Annotated in this window: 13 protein-coding genes; 8 read left to right on the top strand and 5 right to left on the bottom strand. The window is 38.5% G+C overall.

Annotation, left to right across the window (positions count from 1 at the left end; all coding sequences use genetic code 11):
• Positions 1-395: 395 nt before the first annotated feature.
• A complete protein-coding gene (locus F1560_RS16115; RefSeq protein ID WP_149475671.1) occupies positions 396-1,751 on the top strand; it encodes an MATE family efflux transporter in 1,356 nt (451 codons plus the stop codon).
• Positions 1,752-1,980: 229 nt separating this feature from the next.
• On the opposite strand, the gene F1560_RS16110 is transcribed toward F1560_RS16115, so the two are convergent.
• From F1560_RS16110 to F1560_RS16100, 3 genes are read right to left on the bottom strand one after another with little or no spacing between them, the layout of a single operon-like run.
• Positions 1,981-2,751 (bottom strand): hypothetical protein, encoded by a 771-nt coding sequence (locus F1560_RS16110; RefSeq protein WP_149475670.1) that lies wholly within the window; start codon positions 2,749-2,751, stop codon positions 1,981-1,983.
• Positions 2,744-3,619, bottom strand: coding sequence for an ATP-binding cassette domain-containing protein (locus F1560_RS16105; RefSeq protein ID WP_149475669.1), 876 nt, complete (start codon positions 3,617-3,619; stop codon positions 2,744-2,746). The genes F1560_RS16110 and F1560_RS16105 overlap by 8 nt, the downstream gene beginning before the upstream one ends.
• Positions 3,619-3,993, bottom strand: coding sequence for a GntR family transcriptional regulator (locus F1560_RS16100; RefSeq protein WP_149475668.1), 375 nt, complete (start codon positions 3,991-3,993; stop codon positions 3,619-3,621). The genes F1560_RS16105 and F1560_RS16100 overlap by 1 nt, the downstream gene beginning before the upstream one ends.
• Positions 3,994-4,173: 180 nt before the next feature.
• On the opposite strand from F1560_RS16100, the gene F1560_RS16095 reads away from it, so the two are divergent.
• Positions 4,174-4,626 carry a hypothetical protein gene (locus tag F1560_RS16095; RefSeq protein WP_149475667.1) on the top strand — a complete coding sequence of 151 codons (453 nt, stop codon included), beginning with the start codon at positions 4,174-4,176 and terminating at the stop codon, positions 4,624-4,626.
• Between the two features lie 43 nt (positions 4,627-4,669).
• On the opposite strand, the gene F1560_RS16090 is transcribed toward F1560_RS16095, so the two are convergent.
• On the bottom strand, positions 4,670-5,242 hold the full coding sequence (locus F1560_RS16090; RefSeq protein WP_149475666.1) for a biotin transporter BioY: 573 nt from the start codon (positions 5,240-5,242) through the stop codon (positions 4,670-4,672).
• A 492-nt stretch (positions 5,243-5,734) separates the two neighbouring features.
• Between F1560_RS16090 and F1560_RS16085 the strand changes: the two genes are divergently transcribed.
• Together F1560_RS16085 and F1560_RS22200 are read left to right on the top strand one after the other, a co-directional pair.
• Positions 5,735-6,013 carry a CD3324 family protein gene (locus F1560_RS16085; RefSeq protein WP_149475665.1) on the top strand — a complete coding sequence of 93 codons (279 nt, stop codon included), beginning with the start codon at positions 5,735-5,737 and terminating at the stop codon, positions 6,011-6,013.
• A 413-nt stretch (positions 6,014-6,426) separates the two neighbouring features.
• A complete protein-coding gene (locus F1560_RS22200; protein WP_187773751.1) occupies positions 6,427-6,579 on the top strand; it encodes a hypothetical protein in 153 nt (50 codons plus the stop codon).
• A 204-nt stretch (positions 6,580-6,783) separates the two neighbouring features.
• Here F1560_RS22200 and F1560_RS16080 read toward each other — a convergent pair whose 3' ends face one another.
• Complete coding sequence (locus F1560_RS16080; RefSeq protein WP_149475664.1) at positions 6,784-8,151, bottom strand: sigma-54 interaction domain-containing protein; 1,368 nt, start codon at positions 8,149-8,151, stop codon at positions 6,784-6,786.
• Between the two features lie 274 nt (positions 8,152-8,425).
• Between F1560_RS16080 and pruA the strand changes: the two genes are divergently transcribed.
• From pruA to F1560_RS16060, 4 genes are all read left to right on the top strand, one after another.
• The gene (gene pruA, locus F1560_RS16075; RefSeq protein WP_149475663.1) at positions 8,426-9,973 is read left to right on the top strand and encodes an L-glutamate gamma-semialdehyde dehydrogenase; all 1,548 of its coding nucleotides are present in this window, start codon (positions 8,426-8,428) and stop codon (positions 9,971-9,973) included.
• 123 nt (positions 9,974-10,096) lie between these two features.
• Complete coding sequence (locus F1560_RS16070; protein WP_149475662.1) at positions 10,097-11,104, top strand: proline dehydrogenase family protein; 1,008 nt, start codon at positions 10,097-10,099, stop codon at positions 11,102-11,104.
• A gap of 201 nt (positions 11,105-11,305) precedes the next feature.
• Positions 11,306-12,787 (top strand): sodium/proline symporter PutP, encoded by a 1,482-nt coding sequence (gene putP / locus F1560_RS16065; RefSeq protein WP_149475661.1) that lies wholly within the window; start codon positions 11,306-11,308, stop codon positions 12,785-12,787.
• Positions 12,788-12,943: 156 nt separating this feature from the next.
• Complete coding sequence (locus F1560_RS16060) at positions 12,944-14,335, top strand: NAD-dependent succinate-semialdehyde dehydrogenase (RefSeq protein WP_149475660.1); 1,392 nt, start codon at positions 12,944-12,946, stop codon at positions 14,333-14,335.
• Positions 14,336-14,539: the final 204 nt, after the last annotated feature.

Genomic DNA, 14,539 nt, shown 5'->3' with positions numbered 1-14,539 from the left:
TCTAATAGCAGATGAGGCTGTCTCGGAAGATCGTGCTTTTTTTGATCTTCCGGGCGGTCTTTTTTAATGCGGATGTTGCATTCTTTCATATAATTTGAAATGCGTTTATCACACATTAACGGACTGTAATACCTCTACTGAATGACGTTTAACTAGATAGAGAAGATAACTCTAATTAGCATGCACCATTATTAAATTGGTTGAAATTTATTTTGGCAGATAGCGAAGTATAAACTATCAATCTGCATAAGTGCAACTAAGGCATTCGCCTAAAGGCTTGCACTTCATTGTATAAGGGCTCTTACAAAGCAAAGAACGCTTTCGTAAAAATCCCTTTAACGAATGCCAAGGTTTTCTAATGACTGAAATTTAGCGTGAAGGAGAAATGAGCAAAATTGAGTGTTGAAAAAAATAAATACCAGGATCAGTCACTGTTTAATCTCACATGGCCACTATTTATTGAAATATCCCTTCATATGAGCGTGGGTATTATTGCTACATTAATTTTGAGTGGGTACTCTGATAATGCTGTTGCGGGTGTTGGTGTTGCCAACCAGATAATGAATATATTTATTTTAGTATTTAACGTAACTGCGATTGGAGCAACTATTCTAATCGGTCAAAATTTAGGTGCTAACCGTATTAAAGAGGCTCGCAGCATTGCGAGATCGGCTTTCGGACTTAACTTCTGGATTGGCATTGGTATGACGATTGTTGTAGCTATTTTTGGGGGAATCCTTTTAAACTTTTATGGTCTAAGCGGAGATGTCTATAGTTATGCTCATACTTATTTAGTTGTTACGGGCTTTTCGCTTTGTTTAGAAGCAGTTGCATTAGCTTTAAGTGCAGTGTTACGTAGTTATGGACATACAAGAGAAACAATGTTCGTTACGATCGTGATGAATCTAATTAGTATCATTGGTTTCCTGATAGCAATTAATGGTTTGTTTGGAATTCCGGTGACAGGAGTAGTTGGGGTTTCTATTTCGATAATTGTTGCAAGGGTATTTTTGGTATTTGCGCTATTATTTTACGTTTATAAACGCCTTGCGATTCGCTACAGAATCACTGATATTTTAAAGATCGATAAGACGAACACAAAAAAATTAATGGGTATTGGAATTCCATCAGCCGGAGAGCAGCTATCTTATCAATTGTCGCAAGTCGTAATCACAAGCTTTGTAGCAATTGTTGGGGACGCGGCTTTAGCAGCTAGAGTATATATTCTAAATATCTCGATGTTTTGTTTCATGTTTACGATGGCAATTTCACAAGGGACACAAATATTAGTCGCTCGTTATGTAGGAGCAAAGCAATATGAAAAAACATTAAAACGAGGATTAAAAACACTTCGGATTGCCTTTCTTGTTTCGGTAGTAATCTCCTTTACGATTGCATTTACTGGAGAAAGTCTACTCGGGTTATTTACTGAGCATCCTATGATTATTGCTGTTGCGCTTCCTGTATTATGGGCAATCGTATTTATTGAACCAGGCCGTGCTGTGAATATGGTTTTAATGGGTTCACTAAAATCGGTAGGGGATGTTCGATTCCCTGTAGTGATCGGGATTATTTCCATGTGGGGGATTGCGGTGGTGCTAAGCTATGTGTTTGGAATTTCTCTTGGGCTAGGCCTGCTTGGAGTCTGGTTAGCACAAGGTGTAGATGAATGGGTACGTGGAATATTTGCCTATAGACGTTGGAAATCTCAGCCTTGGCTACGGAAAAAAGTCATGAAAGATCCAGCTTAAGTGTTTTGAAATAGAAAAGCCGTTGCTTTTTAAAGCATCGGCTTTTTCATATTTTTCACGCATTAACGGGCTGTAATTCCTCTACTTCTATACATGAGAAAATCAAAACATGTGAAAGTGAGGACAACAGCCCATAAATTCCTGAGTCTGTTTAAGGGCCTGCGTGTCTCCCTTGTGGTGCTAACATTCAGTGGGGAAGGAAGGGATTCCCACCGTATGAAGTTTCACTTTATATTTTAATCGCAGCGCGTTTGGTTAACAGACGAATAAGCATAATTGTTAGGAGTATTGTAACGACGACGATCGGCCATGCCAAACCATTTGGTACAATATCCAATGCTGAGAAATTTTCAAATAGGGCTATATCAAGCACTAATCGTATCATGGAATCCTTAACAGCAATGATTGCAATTGCCACAGCAATAAATAATATACCGAAAAGAACATTTATGCGATAAAATGCAGCACTAATCAGCCAGCCTACAAGATAAAATACGAATAGATGTAGGCTGAATAAGCCAAGTGAAAGAAAAATATTAGATTCAGGATTAATAAATGGTGTTAGCAGGAACGATAAAAGAACCTCACCAATAATATTCCCGTCAATATCGATAACAATATCCTCTAACGTACGGTCTGCTAATGCAATCTGAGAAAAATTATGAACGATTAATTTTTCTATTAAGCTAATTAGATAGGTGAGAATCGGAATAACGATAGATAAGCCAAAACTTGCAATCACATTTCCAAGAAAATAATCTTTACGTGTTATGCCATGTTCTACATAATAGGGTAGAAAATTTATGGCAATAATACCGATGACGAGCATATAAATATTACCTGCTACATAGCTGGCGCTGTAGAACGTATCCACATGATCGCTGAGGAAAATTTTACCTATATTAATGACGAGATGAATACCGAGTGCCCAAAACGTCCAAGTGAGTTGTACCCAAAATAGATCCAAGGAAACTTTGGGGAATAGACTAGGTCTATGCATGTTCATCCTCCTCCTTTGTAAGCTGGATAAATAGATCTTGGAGTGATACGGGACCAATTGTAAGCCCTAATTCTGAAGCAGCTAATCGATCTGCTTCACTCATTTCACCGTAAATTGTTACAGACCTTGTGTCTCCTAATTGCTCTTCGTTAAGTATTTCTTTGTCTGCAGCAAATCTGTCCACAGAATCCTTGCTTCCGACTACAGTTACACCACGAGAAACGATAGCATCGTAGGGTTCTTGGAGAAGTATTCTTCCTTCATGAATAATCATTACCTCATCAAATAAATAATCCATTTCAGAGACAAGATGGGTAGATAGAATGATGATTCGTGGGTGCAATTCTTGATCCTTTAATAGTTCTTTATAAAATAAATCGCGAGCTGGTGCATCCATTCCAAGATATACCTCATCAAATATCGTAATCGGTGATCGACTCGCTAATCCAACAACGACATTAAATGCAGATTGCTTCCCTTTTGATAGTTTGGCTACTGATTTTTTACCTGCTAATTTGAATTTCTTTATTAGTTCCATCGCGTATTCTAAATCAAAATGTGGACGGTAGCGACCAAGATATTTGACGATACTTGATGGGGAATCTGTTTCACCAGTAAAATCCTTATTGTACATAAATGTTACCTCTTGCATAATCTGAGCATTTTCAAATGGGGCGACACCATTAATTCGTAAATCGCCAGAAGTAGCTTCGCGGAATGAACCAATAATGGAGAGGAGCGATGTTTTACCTGCACCATTTCTTCCAAGCAGTCCATAGATTTTTGGTTCGATTATTTCAAAATTCATGTCGTGTAGTACCGAGTCACGTCCATAAGCAAGATGAAGATTGGTAGCTTTAATATGCATTACTTTCCACTTCCTTTCACTTTTTTTATATAGGTGAGGATGTCCTCTGTCGTAATTTCTAATTTATTGGCTTCTTGAACAAGTGTGACGATATAGTCCTCCATAAATGACTTACGTCGTTTTTCAAGCAGTTTTTCTCTTGCTCCTTCAGCTACAAACATACCGATACCTCTTTTCTTAAATAGTATTTCTTCTTCTACAAGCTGGTTTATTCCTTTAGAAACTGTCGCATGGTTGATTTTATAGTAATTAACGAGCTGATTTGTAGAAGGTGCCTGGTCATTCGCTTTCAACTGCTGATTGATAATCTGATCTTCAATTTGTTCTCGTACTTGTATATAAATTGGTTTATCCTCATCAAAATTACGTTTCATTGGCTACCCTCCTTTTGGTTATCCTCTCTTATGGTTATATACTCATGTGTATAACCATAGCAGGTGGAATATATACTGTCAATAAATTTTTGAAAAAATGGGCGAAAGGTTATAATGAGATGGGAGTCTTACTTTGTAATGGAGAAGGGAAAGCAGAAATATACATAGGAGGTAATGGAAATGGTGAACAAGATTTCGTTAATGGATGCTTACATAATTGAAACACTACGAAAAAGTGGTGTGTCTAATCAGGAAATTATGCAACATATAGAAAGAAAAAATGTGGAAGTCTTTCGTACTATTCATGCAAGCTTTGATTTTAATGAATTGATTCAGCTTGAAGAAAGGCTAGGCAAAGCGGAATTTCAAAAGGTTTTGAGTGAAGGGTATTCCATAAAATTCGTCACATTCAATGGTCTAAAAAATTTATTACGGTTGAAATTTGATATAATCGAAGATCGTGATTATGAGCTAAAAGAAAATGGTTTCAGTCAGTTGAGAATAAGTGAGGATCAGGGGGAGCAGCTTGAAAAAATGCTTTCAGCAAATTGGATGATCGAGCTTGTGGGAAAAGAAAATAATTGTGTATGCATGAACATATATCTCACTAATAATCTAATTGGAAATCTGTAAAGAGAAAAGAGGGACGAACCTTCTATCGTCCCTCGGCATCCATTTAGGAAGCAATTTCTTTCTGTGTAGCGGTAATCAATTTCGCTTGAATTAATCGTTGTCTTACTATGATTCCAATCCAACTCGCTAAGTATGCCTTGATAAATCCAACGACTAGAAATGGATAAACCCCGGCAGTTAAAGCTGCATTCCATCCCAAATCCAATACGATTTTTAGTTGGATTGTTCCAAATAGTAATGTAACAAACATTCCTGCAATATTAGCGATGAGAGCCATACGGATTGTAAACCTTGTTTTTTCTAAAATTAATCCGGTGATATAGGCGGCTGCAATGAAGCCGAAAATGTAACCCCCTGATGGACCTACTAATACTTGTGGTCCGCCACTAAAGCCTGCAAAAACAGGAAGTCCGACTGCCCCAATAGCTGCATAGCATACCATTGCTAAAGCGCCCTGACGACTGCCTAAAACGGTAGCGGCAATCCCGACAGCTAGAGTTTGTCCGCTTATCGGAATTAGCGGCAGCGGGATTTCGACCTGCGCTAAAATTGCTGTTATCGCTGCAAAGATTGAACAATTGAGTAGAATTCGAAGTCTCTTGCTTTTTTCATTCATGATACAAAGCTCCTTATAAAATTGTAATGATAGCTGCTAAGTTTCTTATTATTTGGATTATACGATGATTCAAGTTTTAATGTCAACCTATAATTAAAATTGGTTTACAAATATGATTTGTCTATAGGCTTCTCCAAGGATAAAACAATTATAATTATTCTTTCTCTTGTGAAGAGAATGGAAGGTATGCGTTAATAAAGGTGTCGGACCGATAGACTCTTGTGAAAGGAGGCTGATTATATTGATCACAAATACTGAGGTGATTTCCGCGTAGCGGGAATCACTACCCGGGGCCGTATGATGCGGCCCCATTTATTTGGGTTATTCATTCAGAAAATTAGCATCTTTCCATATTCGGAAAGATCGTTTATACTTTTCAGTAGGCAGTAAGTCATTAAAATTTTAAATTTAAGGAAAGGAGTAGGTGTAAGATGAGCAATTTAACGTTTGACTTTGATATAGATGTACATGTTAACAAGGAGGACGTAAATCGTGCAATACAAAAATGCAAAAGAGGTCCTTCCCCCTAGTTTGCTAGCAGAGATGCAGAAATATATTCAGGGTGATTTAATTTATATCCCAAAAGTAAAAAGTAAGCGGGCAGGCTGGGGAGAAGTGAGTGGATCGAGAGCGTTAATCGCTGAACGGAATGAGGAAATTTTCCAATTATACAATAGCGGAAAATCATTGGAAGAATTGGAGCGGAAGTTTCATTTGTCAATTGATAGCATTCGAAAAATCATTTATAAAATGCGTAATAAACATGATTAAGTGTTTTCATATATGTTATAAAAGCGTGAAGCTACTAAACGGAGCCTCACGCTTTTTCATGTTGAAAAATAACGTATCGAAAGCGTTGTACAAAACGATTATAATCATTCTTTCACTTGTTAGTACCGCTGTTTTCATGCGTTAATAAGTATGTAGCAATTGATTTTAAGAAAGGAGGTAACAGAGATGTTGACTAAATTGAATGAGGTGGCTCTCGTATAATCGGGGGCCCAGTACCTGTAAAAGTTCCTACTGCCAAGTAAATACAGAACATGTTATCAGACCTAAGGTGCAGCTGTTCTGAATCTAAGGTAGGAAATAATTGTTACCGAATTTCAGGCCCTAAGCCGACGACCAGAAGTCTTCCCAGTTGTATGATGAATGATATAGACAACATAAGGGAGGAAGGAATCGTGCATATGGATATTGCTATTTACAAAAGTATTGCGTATGATCGGATCGAAGAAATTAAAAATGAAACCTATGGAAAACGAACGTTTAATAAAAACGATCAAACAATGAATTGGAAAATGACTGTTAGTATGTTTTTAAATGCATTTGTATAAAGTGGGAAGCCTGGTTTAACAGTGAACGGAAGGGAAATTCGATATTGGAGAAATGTAACACTCCTTGATAATGTATAAAATGCCACAGAAAGTGTATGCGAACACGCTGTGGCATTTTTTGATTTTACAAATAGATAGCCGAGCAAAAATCAAATCTGTTTTATATATCTTCAAGCGTGTTACATATACGAACTTCACAATCATTCAAATCCCATATTTTTTAATTTTATTATAAAGCGTCATCCTGGAGATACCTAATTGCTTAGCGGTAAGTGATTTGTTTCCATTCGTTTGCTGAAGCATTTCTTCAATGCGTTGCTTTTCCATCGCTGCTTTTTCCTGTGGCAACAAATTATTCGTCACTATTTCTTTGCGGTTTCGTTGTAATGTAGGATTAGGAAAGTAATGTAATACATCCTGCTTCGTAATAAATGGCTTTTCCGAAAGAATCACAATTCGTTCCATGAAGTTTCTTAGTTCTCGTACATTTCCTGGCCAGTCGTAATCGAGTAACACGTGAAGTGCATCCTGTTCGATTTCAGGAGTTGGGACTTGGTGTTGGATAGCGAATTGTTTCAGAAATAATTGGGTCAGCTGAGGAATATCATCAACCCGCTCGCGGAGCGGCGGCATGGTTAGCTGAATGACATTTAACCGGTAAAATAAATCCGATCTGAATTCCTTTTCTTGCATCAGTTGTCCTAGGTTTTGGTTCGTTGCTGCGACAAATCGTACATCTACTTTTCTGCCGGCAGAATCGCCAATTCGATAAATCCGGTTTTCCTGTAGTACTCGAAGCAGCTTTACTTGCATCTCTAAAGGAAGCTCGCCAACCTCATCGAGAAACAACGTCCCACCATCTGCCATTTCAATTTTTCCTGCTTTTCCGTTCTTCTCTGCCCCAGTAAATGATCCACCTTCATAGCCTAATAGTTCACTTTCAAATAATGCACTCGGGATAGCTCCGCAGTTTACTGGAACAAATGGGCCACTCTTTCGATCGCTTGCTTCGTGAATGGCTCGGGCACATATTTCTTTTCCGGTTCCACTTTCGCCAAGAATAAGGGTTGTTGCATTTGTTTTAGCGGCCTTTCTAGCAATTTGAATGGTCTGTTGAAGTGGGAAGCTCTTTCCTTCTAATTTTGAAAATGGCGTTTCCTCATGGTTCATATTCACTCGTTGCCTCAGTTCATTCAGTTCAGCAGCAGTTGTTTCAAGGTTGTTATTCAGCTTGACGATTTGCGTGATATCTCTTTCAATGGACGCAGCACCGACAAGCTCCTGCTTTTCATTGTATACTGGAGCAGCATTAATTACGACATGCTTATCCTTTCGTGGCTGATGGTAGGTATTTTTTACAGGTTCCTTGGATGCGAGTACTTGTAAGACGATTAAGTCATCACTATGAAAATAGTTAGTAATAGATTGATGGAGGATAGTTGATTGTTCAATATTATACGTTTGGACAGCTGCATCATTCCAAAAAAGGACTTGTTGATTGGTATCAATAATTGTAATTGCATCATCTTCCAATGATAGTATTGTATCAAGATAAAACTTTTCATGAAACATCGGATTACCCCATATCCTTTCTAGTGTAAAGAATATTGTATATATTTTTTACACTTATGTAAACAGAGTGTACAATAATGCTCATCGTTTTTTATACACGTTTCAACAAAAAGAAAAAAATAAACCCTTCTTATGTAAGCGATTACGTTTTGAAGCTTTAAAAAAATAAAAAGTTGGCATGATATTTGCTAGTTATAAGTGAAGCGTAGAGTTATGAAAGAAATAACGCTACTATTCTAGCTGAATACTACTTATTTTCAAGGAGGTTAATTCAATGGTTTTGCCATTTAAACATGAGCCATTTACAGATTTTAAGGATGAGAGGAATCGTCAGGAATTTGAAGTAGCATTAGAGCAGGTTAAGGGTGAGTTAGGGAAAGATTACCCACTGGTAATTAATGGGGAGAAAATTTTTACGGACGATAAGCTTATTTCCATAAACCCCGGTAACAAAGAACAGGTGATAGGAAAAGTGTCGAAAGCGACGAAGGGTCACGTTGATCAGGCGATGGATAGTGCGAATCATGCTTTTAAAACATGGAAAACGTGGACAGCTGAGGAACGAGCAGATTTATTATTCCGGGCTGCAGCAATTGTACGCCGACGTAAGCATGAATTCTCCGCATGGCTTGTACTCGATGCTGGAAAGCCTTGGGATCAGGCAGATGGAGATACTGCAGAAGGAATCGACTTCTTGGAATATTATGGTCGCCAAATGATTGAGCTAGGGAAAGGAAAGCCCTTAGCAGATCGTCCAAATGAGCATAACGCGTATTTCTATCAACCTATGGGACCTGGAGTTGTTATCCCACCATGGAACTTTGCTTTTGCAATTGTTTGTGGAACCGTTGCAGCACCGATTGTAGCTGGAAATCCAGTGCTGCTAAAACCATCTGAAAACACTCCTGTCATTGCTTATAAACTAGTAGAAGTATTAGAGGAAGCTGGCTTACCGAAGGGCGTCTTAAACTTTATACCAGGTGATCCAGCAGAAATCGGTGACTATCTTGTAGACCATAAAGAAACACATTTTATAAACTTTACCGGTTCTCGTCAAACAGGAACACGAATTTACGAACGTGCTGCCAAAGTACAGGATGGGCAACAATTTCTAAAACGTGTTATTGCCGAGATGGGCGGAAAAGACACGATTATTGTGGATAAAGACGCAGACTTAGAGTTAGCTGCAGATGCAATTGTTAATTCCGCTTTTGGATTCTCAGGTCAAAAATGTTCTGCTTGTTCGAGAGCCGTTATTCATCAGGATGTATATGATGCAGTACTTGAAAAATCGATTGAGTTGACCAAGAAACTAACCGTTGGCAACCCATCTGAAGAAAATGTATATATGGGTCCCGTTGTGAATCAAAAACAGTTTGATAAGATTAAAGATTACATTGAAATCGGAAAGGCGGAGGGTGAGCTTGCTTACGGTGGTGGAACCGATGATTCGCAAGGGTTCTTTATTCATCCAACTATTTTCAAGGATGTGGGTCCAAAAGCTAGAATCATGCAGGAAGAAATTTTCGGACCTGTTGTTGCCTTTACAAGAGCAGCAGATTTTGATGAAATGCTTGAAATTGCGAACAACACTGAATACGGCTTAACTGGTGCTGTTATATCAAATAATCGTGAACATTTGAATCGAGCACGTTATGAATTCCATGTTGGTAATCTTTATTTCAATCGTGGATGTACGGCAGCAATTGTTGGGTATCAGCCGTTTGGTGGATTCAAAATGTCTGGAACGGATTCCAAAGCAGGCGGGCCAGACTACTTGCAGCATTTCCTTGAGGCTAAAATTGTATCAGAAACATTTTAATAGATCGGTGCGGCAGGCTAACAGCTTGCCGCAAGTTTTTGACTGAGTTGAAATGTTAAAGACGGCAATTAGCCGATTCGAGCAAGGTAAGTATACAATTTATTTAAAAAAGGGGTTACAGCTATGGGAAACCTAACAAGAGATTTTTTCATTGGTTTATCAAATAATAAGGTTTTAAATGCAAATGCGAAAAAATGGGGATTTCGGCTTGGAGCAGAAAAGTTCGTTGCTGGTATTGATATCGATAGTGTTGTTGAAACGGTTAAAGAACAGAATGGACGGGGTCTCTCCTGTACATTAGATAATTTAGGGGAATTCATATCTGATCGAGGAGAGGCACTTGTTGCCAAAAACGAAATTATTCAAATGCTGGATAAAATTCATGAGGAGCGTTTGGATTGTCATGTTTCATTGAAGCTGACCCAACTAGGACTTGATATTGACCAAGGTTTTTGTATTGAAAATATGACTGAGATCTTGGAGAAAGCAGCTGCTTACGATATTTTTATTAATATTGATATGGAAAAATATAAACATTATGAAAAATCACTTGATATTCTAAAGGTATTACGAAAACGATTTAAAAACATTGGAACAGTTATTCAAACGTATTTATATCGAGCAGAGGAAGACCTTAAAGACCTGAAGGATGTCCGTATTCGAATGGTAAAAGGTGCATACAAAGAAAGTGATGAGGTAGCTTTTCAATCAAAGGAAGATATTGACGCAAATTTTATCAAACTTACGAAGGAGCGCTTACTAGGAGATGCTTTTACCTCGATTGCTACGCATGATCATCGAATCATCAACGAAATGAAAGCGTTTGTAAAAGAGAATAATATAAGTAAGGATACGTTTGAATTTCAAATGCTTTACGGATTTCGGACAGAAATGCATGATGATCTCAGGCAGGAAGGATATAAGTTTTGTACGTATATTCCCTTTGGGACGGATTGGTTCGGCTATTTCATGCGCCGATTAGCAGAGCGACCGCAAAATATGAATCTCGTTATGAAGGATGTTTTTTATACGAAGAATAATAAATTGAAAAAATCACCAATTATTACTGGGGCAGCAGCCTTCTCTTTGCTTGTGTTATGGAGAAAGCGCAAAAATAAAAAGGTTGCGTAAACAAGAGGATCTTTTTCAAAATAAGTAGAAAAAGATGGATTTTTTTTCTGCTTTATTCATGAAGGGATGAGGAAATTTCGTATGAATAAGCATGGTTTTATCCACATTTTTATGCGATAATTCTAAAAAACGCAAAGAAGTCTGCGAAATTGCGTTATAATACCATTAAAATGAATGATACTCAATCAAAGGGGGAATTACATGACTGATTATACATATCAGTTACTTGCAATTATACTTTATTTAGTTGTAATGATAGCAATTGGAGTTTATGCATACCGTAGAACAACGAACTTAGATGATTACATGCTTGGGGGAAGGAATCTGAATGCCACGGTGTCGGCACTAAGTGCTGGGGCTTCGGATATGTCACAATGGCTATTGATGGGACTTCCTGGTGCTATTTATCTTTCAGGGCTAGTGGAAGGTTGGATAGCGATTGGTTTACTTCTTGGTGCTTGGTTAAACTGGATTTTTGTTGCACCACGGCTTCGTGTGTATACGCAGGTTTCAAATAATTCGATTACCATTCCAAGCTTTTTTGATAATCGCTTGAAAGACAATTCAAAGATATTACGAATTGTGTCTGGTATTATTATTTTAGTTTATTTTACATTTTACGTTTCGTCAGGGATGGTTGCAGGTGGAGTTTTCTTTGAAAGCTCATTTGGTTATAACTATCATATGGGTCTACTCGTTGTTGCAGGTGTAACCATTGCCTATACATTTATTGGTGGTTTTCTTGCGGTAAGCTTTACGGATGTAGTACAGGGAACGATGATGTTTCTTGCACTTGTCCTTGTCCCGATTTTCGGTGTTTTTCTAACTGGTGGAATTGGTGATACGATAAGTACAATTCAGGAATTTGATCCAACGCTGCTTAGCTTCTTTGCTACCGCAACAGCTACTGGTGTTATCTCGTCCTTAGCATGGGGATTAGGTTATTTTGGACAGCCGCATATCATTGTACGGTTTATGGCAATCCAATCCGTAAAAGAAACGAAAAAAGCAAGACGCATTGGAATTGGCTGGATGTTTCTTTCCTTAGCTGGCGCAGCTGCTACTGCTTTAGTAGGGGTCGCATACTTTCAGCAAAATCCTGACATTACATTAGCGAACCCTGAAGCAGTTTTTATCCAATTAGGTCAAATTATCTTCCATCCGTTTATTGCCGGAATCATGCTTGCAGCCGTATTAGCAGCGATTATGAGTACGGTGTCTTCGCAATTACTCGTAACCTCTTCGGCATTAGTTGAGGATATTTATAAGGCTGTATTTAAATCAGATGCAAGTGAAAAGCAGCTTGTTAATCTTGGGAGGTTAGCTGTATTACTTGTTTCAGGTATTGCGATGATCTTTGCTTGGCAGCAAAATGATACGATTCTTGGTCTTGTATCCTTTGCCTGGGCAGGTTTTGGGGCTTCCTTCGGTCCGATTATTCTGCTAGCCCTATACTGGAGAAAAATAACAGGAACAGGTGCGATGTGGGGTATGATTGTGGGGGCAGTTACTGTATTTATTTGGGGAACCTCTGATCTTTCCAAATATCTTTATGAAATTGTTCCAGGCTTCTTATTATGTTTGGTTGTTGCTGTTGTTGTTAGTTTACTAACTTATAAGCCGAATAAAGAGGTTGAACGTGAATTCGATGAAACACTTGAAATTATTAAGAGAGAAAAATAGGATTGGTAAAGAACGGGTCTTGCAACTATCGCAAGGCCCGTTTTAGATGTCTCCTTTAGATAGGCATAGACTTGATTCCTAGTAAAATGTTTCATAGATTTAAAAGTAGGTAATAGTATTAAATAGAGGATAATTAATATGTAGGAGGAATGCAAGATGTCAGAAACAAAAGCTATGATTGATGTTGTTAATCCTGCAAACGGTGAAAAGATTGAATCCGTTCCACGTGCTGGAAAGGAAGAGGCAGTTGCTACTGTAGACCGTGCTTATCAAGCGTTCCAGGAATGGTCTGAGAGAACGGCAGATGAGCGCAGTGAGCTGTTAATGAAATGGCATCACTTGATTCAGGAAGAAGTGGACGATATTGCAAAAACGATGACGATGGAGCAAGGAAAGCCGCTTGCAGAAGCAAAAGGTGAAGTTACCTATGCCAATAACTTTATTTCCTGGTATGCGGAGGAAGGAAAGCGCGTTTATGGAGAAACGATTCCAGCTTCGGCGCGTAATAAACGGATCATGGTACATAAGCAGCCTGTAGGAGTGATTGCTGCCATTACACCATGGAATTTCCCTGCGGCAATGATAACAAGAAAAGTAGCGCCGGCTCTAGCTGCAGGTTGTACAGCTGTAGTAAAGCCTGCAAGTGCAACCCCGCTAACGGCAATGAAACTTGGGAAATTAGCGCTAAAAGCTGGCATTCCAGAGGGAGTTCTTGAAATTCTGCCTGGGGATTCAGGTGAAATAAGTGATGCTTGGATGGAGGACACGCGCGTACGAAAGGTTTCGTTTACTGGATCTACAGAGGTTGGAAAGGTTCTGATGCGTAAATCAGCTGACACCGTGAAGAAGATATCCTTGGAATTAGGTGGACATGCACCACTAATTGTGATGAATGATGCGGATCTTGACAAAGCGGTAGAAGGGGCTGTACGTTCCAAATTCCGCAATGCAGGTCAGACTTGTGTTTGTAGTAATCGGATTTACGTGCATGAAGATGTTGTTGACGCATTTACTGTGAAATTCAAGCAAAAAGTAAGCGAGTTGACGGTTGGCAATGGACTGGATGAAGGCGTAGATATTGGTCCATTAATTGATAAAGATGCTTATGAAAAAGTCAATCAGCATGTAAAGGATGCACTTGACCAAGGTGCTGAACTCATTTATGGAGGGGAATCTTACCAAGAATCAGAAGGATATTTTGTTGAACCAACTGTTCTAAAAGGTGTAACAGAAGAGATGTTATGTATGAATGAGGAAACATTCGGTCCGTTAGCACCAATTTCAACCTTTACGACCGAATCGGAAGTGATTGAGCGAGCAAACAACACGCCATACGGACTAGCTGCTTATCTGTTTACAGAGAGTATTTCAAAAGCAGTTCGTGTAGGTGAAAAGCTTGAATATGGAATCGTTGGAATTAACGATGGTTTGCCATCAACTGTACAAGCTCCATTTGGAGGCTTTAAAGAAAGCGGCCTTGGTCGCGAAGGTGGTCATCATGGAATCGATGAATATTTAGAAGTGAAGTATTTCTCAATAGGCATTTAGTTTTGAAAAGTAGACCTGCAAGAGGAGGTATTCTCCCAGCAGGTCTTTTACATGGTTAAATTTTGATAAAATGGTTTACAGAAACAACAGCTCGGATAAGCCGTCTATTATTGTAATTGAAAATGAATGCGCTTTATTTACAATTAACAGAAAAATAGCTATCTTTCTACTTGAAATTGTGATAAAATTTTCAATCAAACGTAT

Source organism: Oceanobacillus polygoni (genome assembly GCF_008304605.1).
Lineage (GTDB): Bacteria > Bacillota > Bacilli > Bacillales > Amphibacillaceae > Oceanobacillus > Oceanobacillus polygoni.
Note: the sequence above shows the minus strand (reverse complement) of the source record. Positions and strands in the feature narration are given on the sequence as shown.

Coding starts and splice junctions, on each gene's coding strand:
- F1560_RS16110 (WP_149475670.1), bottom strand. CDS start 2,751: ATGCATAGACCTAGTCTATTCCCCAAAGTTTCCTTGGATCTATTTTGG.
- F1560_RS16105 (WP_149475669.1), bottom strand. CDS start 3,619: ATGCATATTAAAGCTACCAATCTTCATCTTGCTTATGGACGTGACTCG.
- F1560_RS16100 (WP_149475668.1), bottom strand. CDS start 3,993: ATGAAACGTAATTTTGATGAGGATAAACCAATTTATATACAAGTACGA.
- F1560_RS16095 (WP_149475667.1), top strand. CDS start 4,174: ATGGTGAACAAGATTTCGTTAATGGATGCTTACATAATTGAAACACTA.
- F1560_RS16090 (WP_149475666.1), bottom strand. CDS start 5,242: ATGAATGAAAAAAGCAAGAGACTTCGAATTCTACTCAATTGTTCAATC.
- F1560_RS16080 (WP_149475664.1), bottom strand. CDS start 8,151: ATGTTTCATGAAAAGTTTTATCTTGATACAATACTATCATTGGAAGAT.
- pruA (WP_149475663.1), top strand. CDS start 8,426: ATGGTTTTGCCATTTAAACATGAGCCATTTACAGATTTTAAGGATGAG.
- F1560_RS16070 (WP_149475662.1), top strand. CDS start 10,097: ATGGGAAACCTAACAAGAGATTTTTTCATTGGTTTATCAAATAATAAG.
- putP (WP_149475661.1), top strand. CDS start 11,306: ATGACTGATTATACATATCAGTTACTTGCAATTATACTTTATTTAGTT.
- F1560_RS16060 (WP_149475660.1), top strand. CDS start 12,944: ATGTCAGAAACAAAAGCTATGATTGATGTTGTTAATCCTGCAAACGGT.